Genomic DNA, 16,846 nt, shown 5'->3' on the forward strand with positions numbered 1-16,846 from the left:
GCCCATCCCCAATCGTCGAGCGCTTGTAGCATTGGCACGGTATGTCCCGAGCCGTCATGCCCGGGCTTGTCCCGGGCATCCACGAAACTTCCATGCACCGCCGCAGAACGTGGATGGCCGGGACAAGCCCGGCCATGACGTCCGACGACAGGAGCTGATTACTTGATCAGCCCCTTTTCCTTGTAATAGCGGATCGCGCCGGGGTGCAGTGGGACCGGGCTGCCGGTGGCGGCGGTCTCGAGCTTGATCTCCTTGCCGGCCGCGTGCGCAGTGACGAGCTCGGGCAGCGATTCATAGACCAGCTTGGTCATCTGATAGGCGAGATCGTCCGAGACGGCGGAGCTGGTGACCAGATAATTGATCACAGCCGCAGTCGGCACGTCCTTGTCCTGGCCGGTATAGGTGTTTGCCGGAATGGTCGCCGCAACGAAGGGCGGGCCGATCTTGTCGACGGTCTCCTTCGGCACCGACACCACCGTGATCGGGCTCGAGGTCGAGAGGTCCTTCAGCGAGGCGACGCCGAGCCCGGCCGATTGCAGCGTGGCGTTGAGCTGGCGGTTCTTCATGAGATCGACGGATTCGGCGAACGGCAGATATTCGACCTTGCCGAGCTCCTTGTAGCTCATGCCGGCAGCGGCCAGGATCGCGCGGGAGTTCAGCTCGGTGCCCGACTTCGGCGCACCGACCGACAGGCTCTTGCCCTTGAGGTCGGCGAGCGTCTTGATGCCGCTGTCCGCGGTCGCGACGATCTGGATGTAGTTCGGATAGATCGCGCCGATGGTGCGGAGCTTGTCGAGCTTGGTCTTGAAGCCCGCCTCCTCCTCGCCGTCCCAGGCGGCCTTCAGAGAGTCGCCCAGCGTGAACGCCAGCTCGCCGCGGCCCTGCTGCAGCAGGATCAGGTTCTCGACCGACGCCTTGGTGGCCTGCACCTGCGTCTTCACGTTCGGAATCTTGTCGCCGTAGATCTTTCCGATCGCGACCCCGAGCGGATAGTAGACGCCCGAGGTTCCACCCGTCAGCACGTTGATGAAGGATTGCGCCTGGGCGCAAGGTGCCGACGCCGCCAGAGCCAGAGCCGCGGCTGCGCCGAAAATCGTCCGTTTCATGGTTGTTGTACTCCCCAAACCGGCGGCGAAATTGGCCCCATGAGGGATGCGGGTCAACCCATCCAAAAGGCACAACAGGACTGCGGCAAAGGGCCGTTGGGTTTTTGGGAACCGGACGGCGCGGCGAGGTGGCACTTCACCTCTCCCGCTCGCGGGAGAGGTCGGATCGCGCAGCGATCCGGGTGAGGGCTCTTTCCTCTAGGGGACAGTCCCGTTGTGGCGACACCCTCTCCCCAACCCTCCCCCGCAGGCGGGGGAGCGAGCGCACCTTCAATGAGGCGATGGTCGAACGCACCCCCGAGCAGCAAATGCTACTGGAACGTCATGTCCAGGCATTTGGAGATGTCGGAGCCGAGGCCGGAGGAGATGGTGATGCAGCCGCGCACCTTCTGCGCGCCGACGTCGGCCGCCCAGACCGAATAGCCGCCGGGGCCGAAGAACGAATTGGTGTTCGGCGGCTCGGTCTCGGTGGCGTCGAAATCGTACTTGCCGTCGGTCTCGAAAATGCGCGGCTTCTTGGTGCAGCCGCCGTCGGTCTGGACGTTGATGACTTCCTTGTTGTCGCGGGTCAGCGCCAGGGAAACCTGGCAGCGGAAATATTCCGAGGTCTTGGTGTTGAAGAGATAGGTGTAGGACTTGCAGGTCGCCGTGTTCAGCTTGCCCGGGGCAAGGCCGCGGCTGCACGAAATCCGCTGGTTGTGGCTGAGCCGGTAGTCATCGGCTTGGGCGGCCGGCGCCAGCGCCGTGAGCAACAGCGCGGCAGCCGAGCAGGCTTTGACGACAAGGTTCATTCGAATCATCCCCACCAATATTTTTGTCGAGTTGCGTTCTAGACGGAAAGCGGAACATAGTCGCGAGGGGACGGAGGGAAAATCACAAACTGCTGGGCAAGACGTGATGCGCTGCGGCGCTATCGCAAATTGACCGGGACGCAGCGTTCGTGATTTGTTCAATCTTGGAATGTCCCGATCTTGGGAGGATGGGATGACGGCATTTTCAATCAAGACATTTGCAATCGCAGCCGCGCTCGGCGCATTGGCTTGGCCCGCATTGGCGCAAACCGCAGCGACGCCCTGGGAGCTGAAGACCGACACCGCCTACGCCTACGACAGGGAGGGCAAGACCTATTCCTACAAGATGGGCACCAGCAACGCCGGCGAGCTCTTGAAGGGCGCCAAGAAGGTGCCCAAGGGCACACTGTTCTTCATCGGCCAGAACGGCCAGCTCTACATGCGCACCGGTCCGTATCTGGAGGGCGACGGCAAGTTCAAGTTCGGGCCGGATCAGTAGGAGCCGCGATTACGGTGCGCTCCCTCGCCCCGTTCTTACGGGGCCGCGACGAGCTTCGCTCGCGCTGAGAGGGTTGGGGTGAGGGGAGATCGTCGAGGGACCTGTACCCCCTCACCCGGATTGCATCTGACGATGCAATCCGACCTCTCCCCGCAAGCGGGGAGAGGTGAAGACAGCGCCAGCGTCCTAAAACGCCCCTGCCAGCTCCCTTGCGCCGGCTTTGCCGCTGTTCACGTCCATGCGCTCGTCCGTCACGGCCAGCAGCTTCGCCACCGTGTTGTGTCGGATCGCGACCGGGTTGCGCTCATAGCCGCCGCGCTGAAAGAAGTTCGAGGTCGGCACCCGCTCGCGCATCGCCTGCGGCATCGTCACCATGTCGAGGCCGGTGCCGTCGCCGGTGAGGTTCATCATCTCGAGCTCGGCCGCAGAGAGCGGGCGCGTGTGGCCCTTGGCCCGGGCGAAATGCACCGATGTCAGCAGCTTGTGGGTCTGCAGCATCGGACCGATATCGACGTCGAGCACCATCGCATGCATGGCCCAGCCCTGCGGGGTAGCGCCCATCTTCTCGTGCTCCGACCAGGTATCGGGCACCGACTTCGCGTGCGCCACCATCTTCTTCAGGACAGCGAGCTTGTGCTCGAGCGCATGCCGCGCCGGTCCTGATGTGCGCGCCACCTTCTCAGAAAGGGCGCGGATCAGTTCATGGCCCTGCTCGGCGAGCAGTTCGACGCTGTTGGTGGTGAGCAGCTGGTTATAGCCCATCGCGGTCGAGATCGCGCGCTTGCCGCCATGCTCGATGCCCGCCTGCACGTCGTAACTGCCGGTGCCGCCGGTCTCGAACGAATAGACCCGCACCGCCTGCTCGCGCGTCAGGCCATGGGCCAGAGCGTAGCGCGCATAGGCGCGCTTGAACTCGAGCTCGCTGGACGGGCGCTGCGGCGTGAACTGGTAGAGTTCCTGCGCCGCACGCAGGAAATCGGCGACGACGGGGATCGGCCTCCTTGTGGGGCGGTCAGGCGTTTCCTCCGGCTCCGGATTCACCGGCTTCTTCGGCCCGTTGTAGAGCGGCGGATGCTCCAGCACGTAATCATCAAGCGTGATCTGCTGCCCATTGCGCCGCTTGGCGTTGCGGGCCTTCCGCTTCTCGGAGATCTGGCTCCAATAGGCGCCGGCCTCGGCATCGAAGGCGGCGCGCGCGGCCTGATATTCCGCGAGCTTGCGGCGATATTCGAGCACGGCGGGTGAAGCCCCCCCGCCTTGTGCGAAAAACTGCGACAGCAGCTGGGCGTTGGCATTTCGAACGGCGGGCGGCAGTGCGTCGGCCTCGGCGCCGCGCGCCGCGGGCGAGATCAGGACGAGCGCGAGCGGAACCAGCGCCAATTTGTTTCGAATCGAATGATGCATGCTGCCTTCTTAGCAGGCATCCGGTAACCGTCGCGTTAACGCGCCGTTTACCATCGTCACGTCCAGGCGAATACCGGCTGTTCCAGGTCGGTGACGCGGGTGTGCCGCCCCGCCAGCACCTCGCGGAACTGGTAGATCAGCGCCGCGGTCGGGGCATGGATCAGGCTCATCTGGTGATGGAAGCGGATCACGCGGCGGCTGCTCTCGGGAATCCCCGTGAAGTCGAAGGCATCGTCACGCTCGATCGTGGCCAGCGCGATGCGATGAACGGAGGCGACCTCGTCCGGGTTCGGGCGGATCGCAGCACTGTCGGCCGCCCAGACCACGACCGGCGTGATCAGATAGCCCGAGCGCGTCGGATAATCGTCGAGCAGGCCGAGCACCGCATCGGCTGACAGCGCGAGTGCGAGCTCCTCGTCGAGCTCGCGCAGCGCCGCCTCGACCGGCGTCTCGCCGGCATCGCAGCGTCCGCCGGGCAGCGCCCATTGGCCGCGATGGGCGCGCAGGTGCGAGGCGCGCCTGGTGAGCAGGAAGGCGGTGTCGCCACCGTCGTCGGATTCGGTCAGCGCCAGCACCACCGCGGCGCGCTTCAGCGCCGACGGCTCGGCTGTGTCGGGCAGCCGCGCGAAGGCGGCGCAGACCTCTGCGATATTCCGTCTGGTGGCATCGTCGAACGCTCTCATGATGCTTGACTACACCAGGACTGCATCTGATGAAACGAGGAGACATCGCGTTGCAAGGACAGACGACGACATGACCAGCAAGGCCGCCGCAAGGCTGAAATCAGAGGGCTGGAGCATCCTGGAGACCACGGGCTTCCTGCATCTGATCGGCCCGTTGTGGGAGCGCAAGGTCGACGGCCATTACGAGTTCGCGCTCGCGACCGAGGACAAGCACCACAACCGCCGCGGCATGGTCCAGGGCGGCGTGATGATGACGTTCGCCGACCGCACCTGCGGCATGACCGCCCGCTACGTCTCCGGCAAGGAGTACTTGGCGACGGTGCAGCTCGACACCCATTTCGTCGAGGCCGGCCAGATCGGCGACACCCTGATCTCCCGTCCGCGCGTGGTGCGCTCGACCCGCAGCCTGATCTTCATGAGCACCGAAGTGACGGTGGACGACCGCTGCATCGTGATGGCGAACGGCGTGTTCAAGATCTTGAAGGGGCCGGGGTAGCTAGCCGGGCTAGCACCGCCCTCTCCCCGTCATTGCGAGCGCAGCGAAGCAATCCAGCATCTCTCCGCGGATGCATCTCTGGATTGCTTCGCTGCGCTCGCAATGACGGAACCGGGCGGTTATGCTGGCCTTCACAAGACATCGAGGACTCGCCCATGCAATACCGCCAGCTCGGCCGCAGCGGCCTCAAGGTCTCGCCGATTTGCCTGGGCACCATGATGTTCGGCGGGCCGACCGATGAAGCCACCTCGAAGCGGATCATCGACAAGGCACGCGACGCCGGGATCAACTTCATCGACACCGCGGACGCTTATTCGAAAGGCGCCTCCGAGGAAGTCGTCGGCCGCGCGATCGCGCGCAATCGTGGCGCGTGGGTGCTTGCCACAAAGCTCGCAAACCCCATGGGGGACGATCCCAATCGCGGCGGGCTGTCGCGGCGCTGGGTGTTGCAGGCGGCGGACGAGAGCTTGATGCGGCTCGGCACCGATCACATCGACATCTACTATCTGCACAAGGAAGACCATGCCACGCCGTTGGAGGAAACGGTGCGCGCCATGAGCGACCTGATCCACGCCGGCAAGGTGCGCTATTTCGGCGTCTCCAACTACCGCGCCTGGCGCGTTGCCGAGATCTGCAACATCTGCGACCGTCTCGGCATCGACCGGCCCGCGGTGAGCCAGCCTTACTACAACGCCATGAACCGCATGCCGGAGGTCGAGCACTTTCCGGCCTGCGCGTATTATGGCCTCGGCATCGTGCCCTACAGCCCGCTTGCGCGCGGCGTGCTCACCGGCAAGTACAGGGTGGATGCAGCGCCCGACAAGGAGACGCGCGCGGGGCGCAACGACACCCGCATGATGCAGACCGAATGGCGGCCGGAATCGCTCCAGCTTGCGCAGGAGATCAAGGCTCACGCCGAGAAGAAAGGCATCACCGCCGGCCAGTTCGCGGTCGGCTGGGTGCTCAACTCCGCCCTCGTCTCGTCGGTGATCGCTGGTCCCCGCACCGAGGAGCAATGGGACGGCTACATCAGCGCGCTCGATTACCGTTTCACCGCGGAGGACGAGGCGCTGATCGACCGCCTGGTGACACCAGGCCATCCCTCGACGCCGGGCTATAACGACCCGGCCTATCCGATCGAAGGCCGCCGCGCGCGGACGGCTTGAGGGCGGGAGACGACGATGGGGCTTGAAGACCGCTACGGCCTGCCGCTCTCGACCTCTTCGCACGAGGCGGCAAGTGCCTATCGCGACGGCGTCGACCTCATGCTCGCGGGCTGGACCGGCACGGCGGAGATGCTGGAGCGCGCGATCGCGGCTGATCCTGACTTCGCGCTGGCCCATATCGCCCGCGGCCGCGTTCATGCCTTCTACCAGCAGGGCGATCTCGCACGGCAGAAGGCGGCGCTGGCGCGCGAGCTGGTGATGAAGCGCGGCAGCGAGCGCGAGCGCTCGCATGTCGAGACCTTGGCGCTCGCGATCGAGGGCCGGCTGCCGGAGGCGATCGCATCGATGCTGAAGCATATCGATGCATGGCCGCGCGACGCTGTCGTGCTGTCGCTGCCGCTCGGCGCGTTCGGCCTGTTCGCCTTCTCCGGCATGGCCGATCACGACCGCGCCCGGCACGAGCTCTGCGAGAACATCGCGCCACATTATGGCGAGGACTGGTGGTTCCTGACCATGTCCGGCTGGGCGATGACGGAGAATGGCGACGTCGCGCGCGGCCGCGCCGTCACCGAGCGTGGCTTCAATCTGCGCCGGGAAAACGCCCATGCCGCGCACGCGGTGCTGCATGCGATGTTCGAGGATGGATTGATCGAGGACGCCGATCGTCTCGTGGACGAATGGCTGCCGGCTTACGACCGCGCCGGAATCCTCCACGGACATATAAGCTGGCATCAGGCGCTCGGCGCGCTCGAACATGGCGATGCGGCGCGGGCGCTCGCGATCTATGCCGACGTGCTTCGGCCCACTGCCACGCAGGCGCCGCCGCTCAACGTCATCACCGACAGCGCCTCGCTGCTGTGGCGCCTGTCGATGTACGGCCATGCGGTGCCGAAGGCGCTGTGGCAGGAAGCCGACGACGCCGCGCAAAAACTGTTTCCGAAATCGAGTCTGTCCTTTGCCGACGTCCACATGGCGCTATTCGCAGCCGCGACGCAGAATCGCGAAGCGCTCGCCGCCCGCCTTGCGGCGATCGAGCAGCGGCTGGCCGACGGCAAGCTGCCGGCGGGCCCTGTGGTGCCGGCGATCTTCCGCGCACTCGCGGCTTTCGCCGATGAGGATTACCGGACTTGCGTGCAGATGCTCGCGCCGGTGCTCGGCGAGGTCGTGCGCATCGGCGGCAGCCACGCCCAGCGCGAGCTGATCGAGGACACCTATATCGTCGCGCTCATGCGCAGCGGTGAGCTGCCCCGCGCCCGCGCCGTGCTGGACGCCCGCCTCCACCGCCGCCCCTCCTTCCGCGACAGGCGCTGGCACCAGCTGGCCACCAGCTGAGCGAAGCAAGCTAAACCTCTGCGGCTCGATCTCAGTCGCGTCTCGCACGGAGCCAACTTCGCAGCCGAACCATCGAACCAAGCCCCTTACGCTGCGTCTTGCCCGGAGGCGCGGTGATCAATCAGCTTGTTGCGGCGAGCACCGTTGCGCGTTACCACGGGGGTAACCGGCGCTCCGACGGCCGCGGCCTTGAGCGACCCTCGAGCCAGCTTCGGCCCGATCGTCTGCTCATCATAGCGCCCATCGAGGTGCCCGTTGATGACATCCCAGATTTGGCGGAGCCGGCGGACGTGCAGATCGTCGCGGATATAGGACACGATGGCTTGCAGCGCATCTGCATCGTTCAGCGGGACCTCGCTGCCCGTCGCGACGGCACCTTCCGCTACGGCTTCGAACTTTGGGGCGTATTTCGCCTCGACATTTAACAGGATGTGGATGAGCCGCTGGCGCAGAAGCGGGTTCTTCAAGCAGCGTTCGAGATCAAAGATCGTGCGGATGTTCATCTCCCGCAGCCTGCGCGTCCGCTCGGGCCCGACAGCGAGAATGAGCTGCGCCTGCGCGACCCAATCCATGACCTCGTAGAGCCCATAGGGGGTCTCCACAAAGATCTGGATGGGGTTGATGGTCGCAAGGTTCTGCACGTCCTCGATCTCGAACTCTCCGAGGCGGAGCTTCATGAACGGGTCGATCCCGAGAATCATGTCGAGCGGGAGCTCCTCCTGAAGCGCCTTGCTTGCGGAGCTCACCCGACGCAGCCGGATCCACGGAAATTTCGCGATCAGCACGCTGATGAAAAGGTCCGGGAAGAAGCCGATGACGAATGCCAGAGCGACCTGCGCGCCGTCGCCGAGATGTGTCATGAACCCGGAGTGCCAGACCGCCGCGGTCACGAAGATCGCGAGCAGGATGTGGAAGAACGACTGGAAGAACGAAATCGGGGAGAGATCGAAATTGGCGATTCTTCGGATCAGGTACTGGATCGACCAGATGTAGCTGCCGATGAACGCGTAGGTGATCATACCGCCCGGGGTACCGCGCGGCGTCCAGAAATTCGAGACGTAGTCGTCGGGTTTGGCCACCCCATGCGGCGCAATGTCTTGCCTGAACGCGAATTGGAAGCAAAGGCACGTCAGCAGGACGTAGATCGCGACAGGGAAGATGTAAAATCGGACCGCGTTGGAGTCCGGATCCGTGGTCTGCCGCTCCGGATTTGCTTGCGGGTCGTATTTATATTTGACCAGTTCGAACGACGGCAAGATAAGCGGCCGTCCGCCCACTTTTGCGAACTGAAAAAGTCTCTCGAGATCTCGCACGATTTCACGCCGGCTCGCACGAACGTTCATGCGACCGATATAGACGCCGACGGGAACGATGAGGCTGAAGAGAGCAATGGACAATGCACGAAGGAAAGTATCGAATTCGAAACTCATGACGCACCCTCACGCAATAGGATGAAAACGATCAGGAGACGAAAACTATCAGGAGAAGAAGAATATCGATCAATCAACCTCTGTGAGGCTACCCCCCAAAGCACGGCTAGCTCAAGCCTAGCCCCCGGCCCGCCGTCGATCGGTGCCCCCCGAGGGAGACCAATGGCTATTTTGACCCGGTCCGCGTCCGCCGACGTACCGGCCGCCGCTGTCCCGCCACGAAAAAAACACCGGCCTGATGGCATGTGGCCGCCGGGATGGATCGGGCGATTTGAACAAGTCGCCGTCGGGGTGAAAGTGGTGGTATTCCAGGCGGGACTTGCAGCACAAACGGGATCGCAACCAATTTGCGGTTCGATGGTTACGGTGCGGAACTCTTCCGCCATGGCCCCTGGCTCATGAGCCCGACGATGCGCCTTCGCCGATTGGTCCTCGCCGCGTTGCTCGTGATCGCGGCAAGTCCTTGTTTTGCCGAGACTTCCAAACCCGTTCCGGTCAACAATCCGCCCGCGCAGCCGAACGCCTTCATCGATCTCCTGGCGCTGATGTCCGGCCACTGCAAGACGTTCAGGGTCGCGGGCCGCACCTTCCCGTGCAAGACTGTGGCCTATGCCCATGGCGACACGGGCCGGGTCAATTTCGCGGTCGCGGTCGACGATCCCTCCGATGACAGCCACGTGGTGTCGTTCTCCGGCGAGAACGGCAAGCGCGCCGACGACAATTCCTACGAGCTGCGGATCGACCGCGTGCTGCTTAACTCCAAGAACCGCCCCAAGGTCGACGGCCTGCCGGTGCCCGCCGAGCAGACCTCGACCGGCATCTGCCGGCAGACCGGCAACTTCGCCGCCAGAAAGGTGAACGACGTCACCTGCTCGGCGACCGACAGCGAGGGCCGCAAGTACGAGCTGCTGTTCGTCTCCGACGGCACCCCGGTCAGCGTGCGCCGCATCCGCCAGTCGGCCCCGTCGATCCAGGATCCGTTCAAGTAGGTCCGTGTCCGCTGGCGTAACGTGTACGATCGCGATGATGCCATGGATCCCTGGCACTGCGCTCAGCTATCACGGTCGTACATTCATCGCAGACAAGGACGCGATCCTCGCTGCGCTCTCCGAAGGACACCGCTTTCCTAATCCGCATCCGTGACAGTGGTTGCGAAAATCTACATGCGCCACTCTCGTGTCCCGGACTCGCACCGCATCGTCGAAGAGACGCTGCGCCGCGTTCGGGGCGCGAGTCGCAGGCCATGCCTCGTCATGCGACGATAGAACGCGCGGCCTTCGCTCGTTCACGAACGTTAACGTACGTTCATCGGGGAACTAAAATCTGCGTCGTTTCGACGCCCGCAGTGGCAGGAACGCGCGGGATGCTCATGTGTTGTCACACGACCTTCAACTGGAGTGATGACATGAAATATCTCATTGCCGCGATCGCCCTCGGTGCTGCGGCGTTGGCCGGTGGATCGGCGAGCGCGGCCGGCAGCGTAAGCGCCAAGCAGACCGCGCAGGAAAGCCAGACCACCGACATCAGCGCGCACCGCAGGCATTACCGCCACCATCATCATTGGCGGCATCATCACGGCTATTACCGGCCGTATTACAGGAGCTACGGTTATTACCCGCGGCACCACGGCTACTACGGAGGCGGACCGTACGGCTATTACGGCGGAGGCCCCGGCGTGACGTTCAGCTTCGGCGGCGGCCGCTGGTAAGATCTGGAGAGACACGCGACGAGAGGCCCGCATCAGATGCGGGCCTCTTGTGTCCGCGCAGGATCGTGAGCGCCGTCTCCAGGCCAGTCGCCAGTGCCGCCTCGACCGTTCCCATGTCGCGGCCGCGATAGAGCGCTTCACCGGAAAACAGCACCAAGCCGTCGCCGCGCGCGAGGATCGCCTGTGCCGCTCGGGTGCGCGGCGTCGCCCACGAATAGGCGCCGCGCGCGAACGGATCATGCGCCCAGTTGGTCGCGGCGGACGCCACCAGCTCGCGCGCGATGTGATCGCGCGGCAGGCCGAAGATTGCGGCGAGCGAGCCGAGCCCGGCATCGATCAATGCTCGCGCGTCGAGGCTTTCCAGCTCCGCCGTGCGCGGACCGCCGAACCAGCCCGTCAGCACGGGATGCTGGTCCGGATAGCGCGTCCACCAGACCGGGATCGCCTCATCCGACAGCAGGAAGGTCATGTCGGCGAGGTCTTCCTTGCGCTCGCGCCACCATGGCCGCGCGAAGCGCAGCAGGATCTTGATGACGTTGCCGAAGCCGATGTCGACGACAGCAGCCAGCTTGGCACGCGCGCCTGCCGGCAGCGCGATCTCGCGCAGCAGCGGCAGCGGCACGGTGAGGATCACGCGGTCGCAGGCGTGCACGTCGCCGCCGGCGCAGCGAACGATCACCGCGCCGCCCTCCTCCGCAATCGCCGACACGACGCTGCCGAGGCGGATGGTGACGCCGTGCCTGCGGCAGTCGGCCGCCATCGCCTCGATCATCGCGCCATAGCCGCCTTCGATGCGCGCCTGCGGAGCGTGCCCGCCGTCCATCCATTCCGCGCGCAGCGCCAGCGTGGAGGCGCGTTCGGGATCGGCCGCGTCATAGCCTTCGACCATCCGCTCGATCGAATGGCGCAGCGGCGCGTAGTCGTCGCCTGCAAAATGCCGGCGCAGGAAGTCGGCGACCGTGAGATCGTCCTTCAAGTCCGCCAGCTTGGCCTGAAGCTCCGCTTCATGGGTATCGTCACGCGCCTCGCGCGTGAGCTTCGTCCCGTCAAAGCTCCACTGCTCGCCTTCGATCTCCTGAAGCGAGAGGCCGGCCTCGCGCAGCAATGCGCGCGTGACCGGCGCCTCGCCATGGACGAACTCGGCGCCGCCGTCGGCGGCATAGCCGAACTGCGAGGCCGGCAGCGGATGAATGCGGCCGCCGCAGCGCTGGCGCGCCTCCAGGATCGTCACCTTGCGGCCGGCACGCGCCAGCTCGCGCGCCGCCATCAGGCCGGCGGCGCCGGCGCCGACGATGACGATGTGCTCGGACGGATCGGACATGGCCGCGCCTTACCGGCTCACGGCTTGCGGATCGTTCTGGATCAGATAGCGCAGCAGCAGGACGCCGCCGCCGAGCTCGCGCGTGCTCTCCAGTGTCATCGCGGCGATCGGCGCGCGCCGGTCGCTGTCCGCCTCGGTCGAATCGAACACGAAGGGAGCGCCCTTCGCGCCGTCGATCGCAGGGCTGAGGATCAGATTGAATTCATCGATCAGGCCGGCGCGCAGGAAGGTGCCGTTGGCGACGCCGCCGCCTTCGACCAGCACGCGCTTCACGCCGAGCTCGCGGCTGAGAATGTCCAGCGTCAGTGCGAGGTCGATCTCGGATTTGCCGGCAAAGATGTAGGACACGCCCTCGCCGCGCAGACCGGCGAGATGCGAATCCGGGACATTCTCGGTCAGCACGACGACGATCGGATCGCCGCCGATCTCCGCGCGCCCCCAGCCGATCTTGCCCTCAGCATCGAGCACGACGCCGTAGGTCTTCGCATCGCGCCGGGCGAACCAGTTTTCGCGCGGAAATTTCGCGTCTGTCGGGGGATAGGGCCTGCCCTTGGCGAACTCCGAACCCGTGACGCGGCCGATCACCCAGGCATCGCCGCCAAGCTCATCGTGGACCTTCTCGAACCAGTCCGTGCCCGCGCCTTTCGGACGCCAGCGGCTGGGATGCGTGCGCCCGTCGAGGCTGGAGTGCATCAGGCAGATGACATACGGTTTCATGCAATCCTCAGGGCAGCGCTCAGGCCGCGGGTCCGCCGCCTGCGGCATGATCATTCACGATCGCCGCCAGCGGATTGAGCCTGGGTGGCGCAATGAGCTGGAGCGTGTTGGTGTCGTGGTGATTGAACGGCGCGCCGCGCACGAACAACTCGGTCTGGATCAGATAGGTCCAGCTGCCGTCGTCGTTGAAGGTGATGTCGCAGCGGTAAGCATCGGTGCGGAAGGCCTGTTCCAGAAAATCGGTCGAGCAGATCCCGTAGGCGGTGTCGCCGCGCTTGGCGGTGACCGAGATCGTCTTGTCGTCAGGCCCGGCCTTGCCCGAGGCCAGCAGCACCTGCCCGCGCGGGATCGCCAGGGTCTGCATGATCAGCCCGGTCGCCGGCTCCCACAGCCAGTAGCCGACCTGGTCGTGGAAGGTGATGTCTTCCTCGGGCGTGTTGATGTGGATGTGGTAGCGCAGCCCGTACAGCAGCTGCGGCCCGTTGGCCTGCGGATCGATCGGATCCATGCGAATGTGCTCGATGAAGGTCCGCCGCTCCGGCCCTTCCGCCTTCGGATTGATGTCGATGCCCTTGTCCGCCTGCCAGGTGCCGGCAAGACGCCGAAGCGGGCCGAGATTGGCCAGGCCGTCGGGCGAGACGTCCTCGGGTTCGGTGAAGATATCGGCGGGAATGGGGAGCATGGGGGCCTCGCGAGGGTGCGGAGACCAGCCATAACACGGGCAGGCGGCGGCCTGAATTCAACTGTTAGCGGCACAGCGCCGGAGGCATTCGAGCCATGCGATGATGCGCGTTGCATCCCGCGCCCGCCTCTGGCGCTGCAGCCGGCCGGTTGGCGAAGACGTGGAGGCTGGCGCGCCCCCGCGACCGCTTCAAGCCGCTTCCGACACCGATCTCGCACGCTGCTCGAGCACGCCGATCGTCGCGACCAGATTGTCGCGTCGGGCGCGAAGGTTGGCGGCGAGAAGCGGATAGGTCGGCTGAGCCGGGTCGAACACCCCGGCGCGCGCCTCTTCCTCGAGAATGTCGGTATTAATCAGCCGAACGCGCCACCATAAATCGGCGATCAACGCGTCGAGCCGGAGTTCGTCAGCAGCACCAGAACGGGACACTTCCTGCATCACTTGCCTCAACCTGAAACGGCCTCTCCGCCGAGGCCCGGGCTTGGGTCAGGACTGAGCAAGGGGAGTGCCAGGACGGGCGGGCGCAGGCTTCCGAACCGGCAATTGAGAACGCTCTTCGGTCCAAGCGGCTATAGTGGCGGGTCATGATGACAACCGCCTGAGGAATCAGCTCACGCCACCCGCCGTTTCCGGCGCGCCGTGGGGGCTTGCCAGGAGAGGTTTGCAAGGGGCACGGGCTTGCTGAAGTGAAATCCCTGGCCGAGCGGGATGCCGAGTGATTGGAGCCGTCTGACCTGCTCGGAGGACTCGACCCCCTCGGCGACGATCGACAGCTTCAGCGTCTTTGCCAGCTGCACGATGGATTTCAGCACGGCGACGGTCTCGCAGCGATCGATCCTGTCGATGAAGGATTTGTCAATCTTGACCTTGTCGAAAGGAAAGGCCGTCAAATAGGACAACGACGAGTATCCGACACCGAAATCGTCGAGGGCAATGGAGACGCCAAGCGCCTTGAGGCGTTGGAGCGTCCTGAGGTTCTCCTCGGTGTCGGCGAGAAATACGCTCTCGGTGATCTCGAGCTCGAGCCGGGTCTGCGGAAGCCCGCTCTGCGTCAACGCAAAGGTCACGGTGTCGACGAGATTGGCGCTGGCAAATTGCAGGGCGGAGAGATTGACAGCGACCTTGATGTCGCCCGGCATGCTCATCGCATCGCGGCAGGCCCTGGCGAGCACCTGGTGGCCGAGCTCGACGATCAGTCCCCCCGCCTCGGCAACAGCAATGAATTCCGCCGGAGGGACGTAGCCCCTGGTGCCGTGATGCCAGCGCGCCAGGGCCTCGACCGATTTTACCCGACCGGTGCCGAGCTCGATCACAGGCTGATAAAACAGCTCTATCTCCTCGCGCCAGATCGCTTCACGCAGCTCGATCTCGAGCACGTTGCGCTGATCCGCTTCCGCCTTGAGCTCCGCTGAATAGACGTGGAAGCAGTTTCTGCCGGCATTCTTCGACCTGTAGAGCGCAAGATCGGCGTTGCGAAGGATCTCGTCGACCCGCGTGCCGTGCTCGGGCACGCGCGCAAGGCCAATGCTACAGCCGCTCACGACGGGGTGGCCATCGATGTGAAAGGGTTCGGCAATGGCCTGGACCAGCCGCGCGGCCAGGCTTTCAGCGCCCTCGCGCATCCCGGCCCCGCCGGGTGCCACGATGACGGCAAATTCGTCGCCGCCGATTCGCGCCGCCGTATCGGCATCACGGATCTGCGCCTTGATCCGGTCGGCAACCTGCTTCAGCAACGCGTCGCCGCATTGATGGCCGAGCGCATCATTGACCGACTTGAACTTGTCGAGATCGAGCAGGAGTACGGCGCACGCGGGCTCCGGCCGGCGCGGGCGGGCCAGCGCCTCGTCGATGCGCTCCTTGAACAGGTTGCGATTGGCAAGGCCGGTGAGGCTGTCGTAATGCGCGAGCCGCTCGATGCGGTCCGCCGACGCCTTGCGCTCGGTGATGTCCTCATGCGTGGCAACCCAGCCGCCGTCCTCGCGCCGGCCGTAGGAGATGTAGACGACCCGGCCGTCCGGAAACTGCACGGTGTTCGAGATCTGCTCCGACTGAGCGAGCCGGTTCTTCAAATCGACGAGGTACGTCTCGACATCGAGCACGGCGGTCTGCTTCGCGAACACCTCCCGGAAATCCATACCGATCCGAATGTCTTCCGGTACGAGGCCATAGAGTTCGAGCCATTGCCCGTTGAACGCGATCAGGCGGTCACGGCCGTCGAACATGCTCAAGCCCTGGGGAAGATTCCTGAGCGCATCCTCGAACTTGCTGGCGAAATCGCGCCGATCGCGGTGGGCGCGATCCAGCGCCTGCTGCCGTCGCCAATGGAATGTCGTCGCGGCGAGGATGATGAACGTAAGCAGCAGCGCGCCGCCGAGATAGACCTTCTGCCTGAAGGCGGAGCGGGAATAGATCTCCTGCTCCGAAATGCCGACGGTGAAGATGAGCGGAAACGCGCGCGACCTGCGCGCCGTGATCAGCCGGTCGCTGCGGTTCGGTCGGTTTTCGTTCCAATATTGCGCATAGAAGCCGTCGCCCAGTTCGCGCTCGACGCGGCTAGGCGCGCTTTGTCCCAGCACGGAGCCCTGGTCCACGCCCCGGGCGGCGAGCACGACGTGGTTCGCATTCCTGAGCATCAGCGTTCCTCCGACGCCGAGCTTTGCGGTGTCGTAGAACCTGCCGACGACGTCGACGCTGATCGAGCCGACGACCACGCCGACCGCATTGCCGGTCACATCGAACAGCTTTCTCGCGATCTGTATCGTCCACTTTTTGGACGCGCGGCCCAGCACCGGCTTCGCCACGTAAAGGCGGTCGTCGACCTGAGACAGGGTATGGATGAAGTGCTCGCGATCACCGAGATAGAGCGGCGGACCGGAATAGCCCGCCGTCGTCTCGATCATGTACCCGTCCGATCCGATCAGAGCGAACTGGACCACGTCGCCGGTGGCGATGCGTGCCTTGTCGGACCAGAACTTCAGGCTGAAGGACGACGGATCCTCGGCGTAGAGGGCCCGTACCACCAGCAACGACTGATCCACGCGCTCGAAGATGCGCTCGGTGTTCTCCTCGAACAATTCGGCCACGCTGTTGCCGTGCGACCGCGCTTGCTCGATCGCATCCATCCGCTCAGACGCGGTGATTGCGAAATAGCCGATCCAGACCAGGGGCAGAAAGAACAATGCGATCTGCAGCGGGCCATTCCGCAGGATCGCTCTTCCGGCTTGGCGGACTGCCCCTGCGGCCATCACGACGCGCCCCCCCCGCTCCGGCCGCCACGGCAGAACTGCGCTCGCCCGCGGTATTGGCATCGCCTTGTCTCCGCCTCGACTGCACAGGGACACAAGCGGCCGAAAGCGGCGCGCGAGTGCTGTTCGTGGCGCGAAGATAGGCGGAACAGCCTTAAGTTTTTGTTGGGAAAAAGCTCAATTCTTCAGATTCCAGCATCCGTATCATCCCGGAGGCCGGCTGGCTTTGAGCAATCACGCGCATGGACGTGCCGAAAACGGCGCAT

Annotated in this window: 16 protein-coding genes; 6 read left to right on the forward strand and 10 right to left on the reverse strand. The window is 64.7% G+C overall.

The genetic code is table 11. The features are described 5' to 3' along the window. Nucleotides 1-158: 158 nt before the first annotated feature. Together ACVWYQ_RS19250 and ACVWYQ_RS19255 are read right to left on the reverse strand one after the other, a co-directional pair. Nucleotides 159-1,106, reverse strand: a complete 948-nt coding sequence (locus tag ACVWYQ_RS19250; protein WP_157283231.1) for a TAXI family TRAP transporter solute-binding subunit — start codon at nt 1,104-1,106, stop codon at nt 159-161. Nucleotides 1,107-1,417: 311 nt separating this feature from the next. Further along, entirely contained in the window at nt 1,418-1,897 is a 480-nt protein-coding gene (locus ACVWYQ_RS19255) for a hypothetical protein (RefSeq protein ID WP_225147329.1), read from the reverse strand. 193 nt (nt 1,898-2,090) lie between these two features. On the opposite strand from ACVWYQ_RS19255, the gene ACVWYQ_RS19260 reads away from it, so the two are divergent. Next, nucleotides 2,091-2,396, forward strand: a complete 306-nt coding sequence (locus ACVWYQ_RS19260; RefSeq protein WP_157283233.1) for a hypothetical protein — start codon at nt 2,091-2,093, stop codon at nt 2,394-2,396. A gap of 186 nt (nt 2,397-2,582) precedes the next feature. Here the strand turns inward: ACVWYQ_RS19260 and ACVWYQ_RS19265 are convergent, their stop codons facing one another. Then, entirely contained in the window at nt 2,583-3,800 is a 1,218-nt protein-coding gene (locus ACVWYQ_RS19265) for a hypothetical protein (RefSeq protein WP_404544112.1), read from the reverse strand. Between the two features lie 56 nt (nt 3,801-3,856). After that, nucleotides 3,857-4,483, reverse strand: a complete 627-nt coding sequence (locus ACVWYQ_RS19270) for an NUDIX hydrolase (RefSeq protein WP_404544114.1) — start codon at nt 4,481-4,483, stop codon at nt 3,857-3,859. 70 nt (nt 4,484-4,553) lie between these two features. Here ACVWYQ_RS19270 and ACVWYQ_RS19275 point away from each other — a divergent pair, with 70 nt between their 5' ends. From ACVWYQ_RS19275 to ACVWYQ_RS19285, 3 genes are all read left to right on the forward strand, one after another. After that, complete coding sequence (locus ACVWYQ_RS19275; RefSeq protein WP_036014328.1) at nt 4,554-4,979, forward strand: PaaI family thioesterase; 426 nt, start codon at nt 4,554-4,556, stop codon at nt 4,977-4,979. Nucleotides 4,980-5,134: 155 nt separating this feature from the next. Continuing rightward, entirely contained in the window at nt 5,135-6,145 is a 1,011-nt protein-coding gene (locus ACVWYQ_RS19280) for an aldo/keto reductase (protein ID WP_404544117.1), read from the forward strand. Nucleotides 6,146-6,160: 15 nt separating this feature from the next. Beyond that, the gene (locus ACVWYQ_RS19285) at nt 6,161-7,477 is read left to right on the forward strand and encodes a tetratricopeptide repeat protein (RefSeq protein ID WP_456726267.1); all 1,317 of its coding nucleotides are present in this window, start codon (nt 6,161-6,163) and stop codon (nt 7,475-7,477) included. 86 nt (nt 7,478-7,563) lie between these two features. Here ACVWYQ_RS19285 and ACVWYQ_RS19290 read toward each other — a convergent pair whose 3' ends face one another. Further along, the gene (locus ACVWYQ_RS19290) at nt 7,564-8,907 is read right to left on the reverse strand and encodes a hypothetical protein (RefSeq protein WP_271539186.1); all 1,344 of its coding nucleotides are present in this window, start codon (nt 8,905-8,907) and stop codon (nt 7,564-7,566) included. Nucleotides 8,908-9,317: 410 nt separating this feature from the next. On the opposite strand from ACVWYQ_RS19290, the gene ACVWYQ_RS19295 reads away from it, so the two are divergent. Further along, nucleotides 9,318-9,896, forward strand: coding sequence for a hypothetical protein (locus tag ACVWYQ_RS19295; protein WP_275507967.1), 579 nt, complete (start codon nt 9,318-9,320; stop codon nt 9,894-9,896). 416 nt (nt 9,897-10,312) lie between these two features. After that, the gene (locus tag ACVWYQ_RS19300) at nt 10,313-10,615 is read left to right on the forward strand and encodes a hypothetical protein (protein ID WP_193760572.1); all 303 of its coding nucleotides are present in this window, start codon (nt 10,313-10,315) and stop codon (nt 10,613-10,615) included. Here the strand turns inward: ACVWYQ_RS19300 and ACVWYQ_RS19305 are convergent. From ACVWYQ_RS19305 to ACVWYQ_RS19325, 5 genes are all read right to left on the reverse strand, one after another. Further along, the gene (locus tag ACVWYQ_RS19305) at nt 10,590-11,936 is read right to left on the reverse strand and encodes a flavin monoamine oxidase family protein (RefSeq protein ID WP_456726268.1); all 1,347 of its coding nucleotides are present in this window, start codon (nt 11,934-11,936) and stop codon (nt 10,590-10,592) included. The two genes, ACVWYQ_RS19300 and ACVWYQ_RS19305, sit on opposite strands and share 26 nt — an antisense overlap. Nucleotides 11,937-11,945: 9 nt before the next feature. Continuing rightward, complete coding sequence (locus ACVWYQ_RS19310; protein WP_456726269.1) at nt 11,946-12,653, reverse strand: RibD family protein; 708 nt, start codon at nt 12,651-12,653, stop codon at nt 11,946-11,948. A 19-nt stretch (nt 12,654-12,672) separates the two neighbouring features. Further along, complete coding sequence (locus tag ACVWYQ_RS19315) at nt 12,673-13,335, reverse strand: FABP family protein (protein WP_271539195.1); 663 nt, start codon at nt 13,333-13,335, stop codon at nt 12,673-12,675. Between the two features lie 189 nt (nt 13,336-13,524). After that, entirely contained in the window at nt 13,525-13,773 is a 249-nt protein-coding gene (locus ACVWYQ_RS19320) for a hypothetical protein (RefSeq protein WP_271539197.1), read from the reverse strand. A gap of 173 nt (nt 13,774-13,946) precedes the next feature. Continuing rightward, a complete protein-coding gene (locus ACVWYQ_RS19325) occupies nt 13,947-16,514 on the reverse strand; it encodes a bifunctional diguanylate cyclase/phosphodiesterase (RefSeq protein ID WP_456726270.1) in 2,568 nt (855 codons plus the stop codon). Nucleotides 16,515-16,846: the final 332 nt, after the last annotated feature.

The organism is Bradyrhizobium sp. USDA 3397 (assembly GCF_054060965.1).

What these genes read in the sequence shown, in the direction of transcription:
- ACVWYQ_RS19250 (WP_157283231.1), bottom strand. Translation starts at nt 1,106, where the DNA reads ATGAAACGGACGATTTTCGGCGCAGCCGCGGCTCTGGCTCTGGCGGCG.
- ACVWYQ_RS19315 (WP_271539195.1), bottom strand. Translation starts at nt 13,335, where the DNA reads ATGCTCCCCATTCCCGCCGATATCTTCACCGAACCCGAGGACGTCTCG.
- ACVWYQ_RS19280 (WP_404544117.1), top strand. Translation starts at nt 5,135, where the DNA reads ATGCAATACCGCCAGCTCGGCCGCAGCGGCCTCAAGGTCTCGCCGATT.
- ACVWYQ_RS19275 (WP_036014328.1), top strand. Translation starts at nt 4,554, where the DNA reads ATGACCAGCAAGGCCGCCGCAAGGCTGAAATCAGAGGGCTGGAGCATC.
- ACVWYQ_RS19290 (WP_271539186.1), bottom strand. Translation starts at nt 8,907, where the DNA reads ATGAGTTTCGAATTCGATACTTTCCTTCGTGCATTGTCCATTGCTCTC.
- ACVWYQ_RS19285 (WP_456726267.1), top strand. Translation starts at nt 6,161, where the DNA reads ATGGGGCTTGAAGACCGCTACGGCCTGCCGCTCTCGACCTCTTCGCAC.
- ACVWYQ_RS19295 (WP_275507967.1), top strand. Translation starts at nt 9,318, where the DNA reads ATGCGCCTTCGCCGATTGGTCCTCGCCGCGTTGCTCGTGATCGCGGCA.
- ACVWYQ_RS19255 (WP_225147329.1), bottom strand. Translation starts at nt 1,897, where the DNA reads ATGAACCTTGTCGTCAAAGCCTGCTCGGCTGCCGCGCTGTTGCTCACG.
- ACVWYQ_RS19310 (WP_456726269.1), bottom strand. Translation starts at nt 12,653, where the DNA reads ATGAAACCGTATGTCATCTGCCTGATGCACTCCAGCCTCGACGGGCGC.
- ACVWYQ_RS19300 (WP_193760572.1), top strand. Translation starts at nt 10,313, where the DNA reads ATGAAATATCTCATTGCCGCGATCGCCCTCGGTGCTGCGGCGTTGGCC.
- ACVWYQ_RS19265 (WP_404544112.1), bottom strand. Translation starts at nt 3,800, where the DNA reads ATGCATCATTCGATTCGAAACAAATTGGCGCTGGTTCCGCTCGCGCTC.
- ACVWYQ_RS19320 (WP_271539197.1), bottom strand. Translation starts at nt 13,773, where the DNA reads ATGCAGGAAGTGTCCCGTTCTGGTGCTGCTGACGAACTCCGGCTCGAC.
- ACVWYQ_RS19305 (WP_456726268.1), bottom strand. Translation starts at nt 11,936, where the DNA reads ATGTCCGATCCGTCCGAGCACATCGTCATCGTCGGCGCCGGCGCCGCC.
- ACVWYQ_RS19260 (WP_157283233.1), top strand. Translation starts at nt 2,091, where the DNA reads ATGACGGCATTTTCAATCAAGACATTTGCAATCGCAGCCGCGCTCGGC.
- ACVWYQ_RS19270 (WP_404544114.1), bottom strand. Translation starts at nt 4,483, where the DNA reads ATGAGAGCGTTCGACGATGCCACCAGACGGAATATCGCAGAGGTCTGC.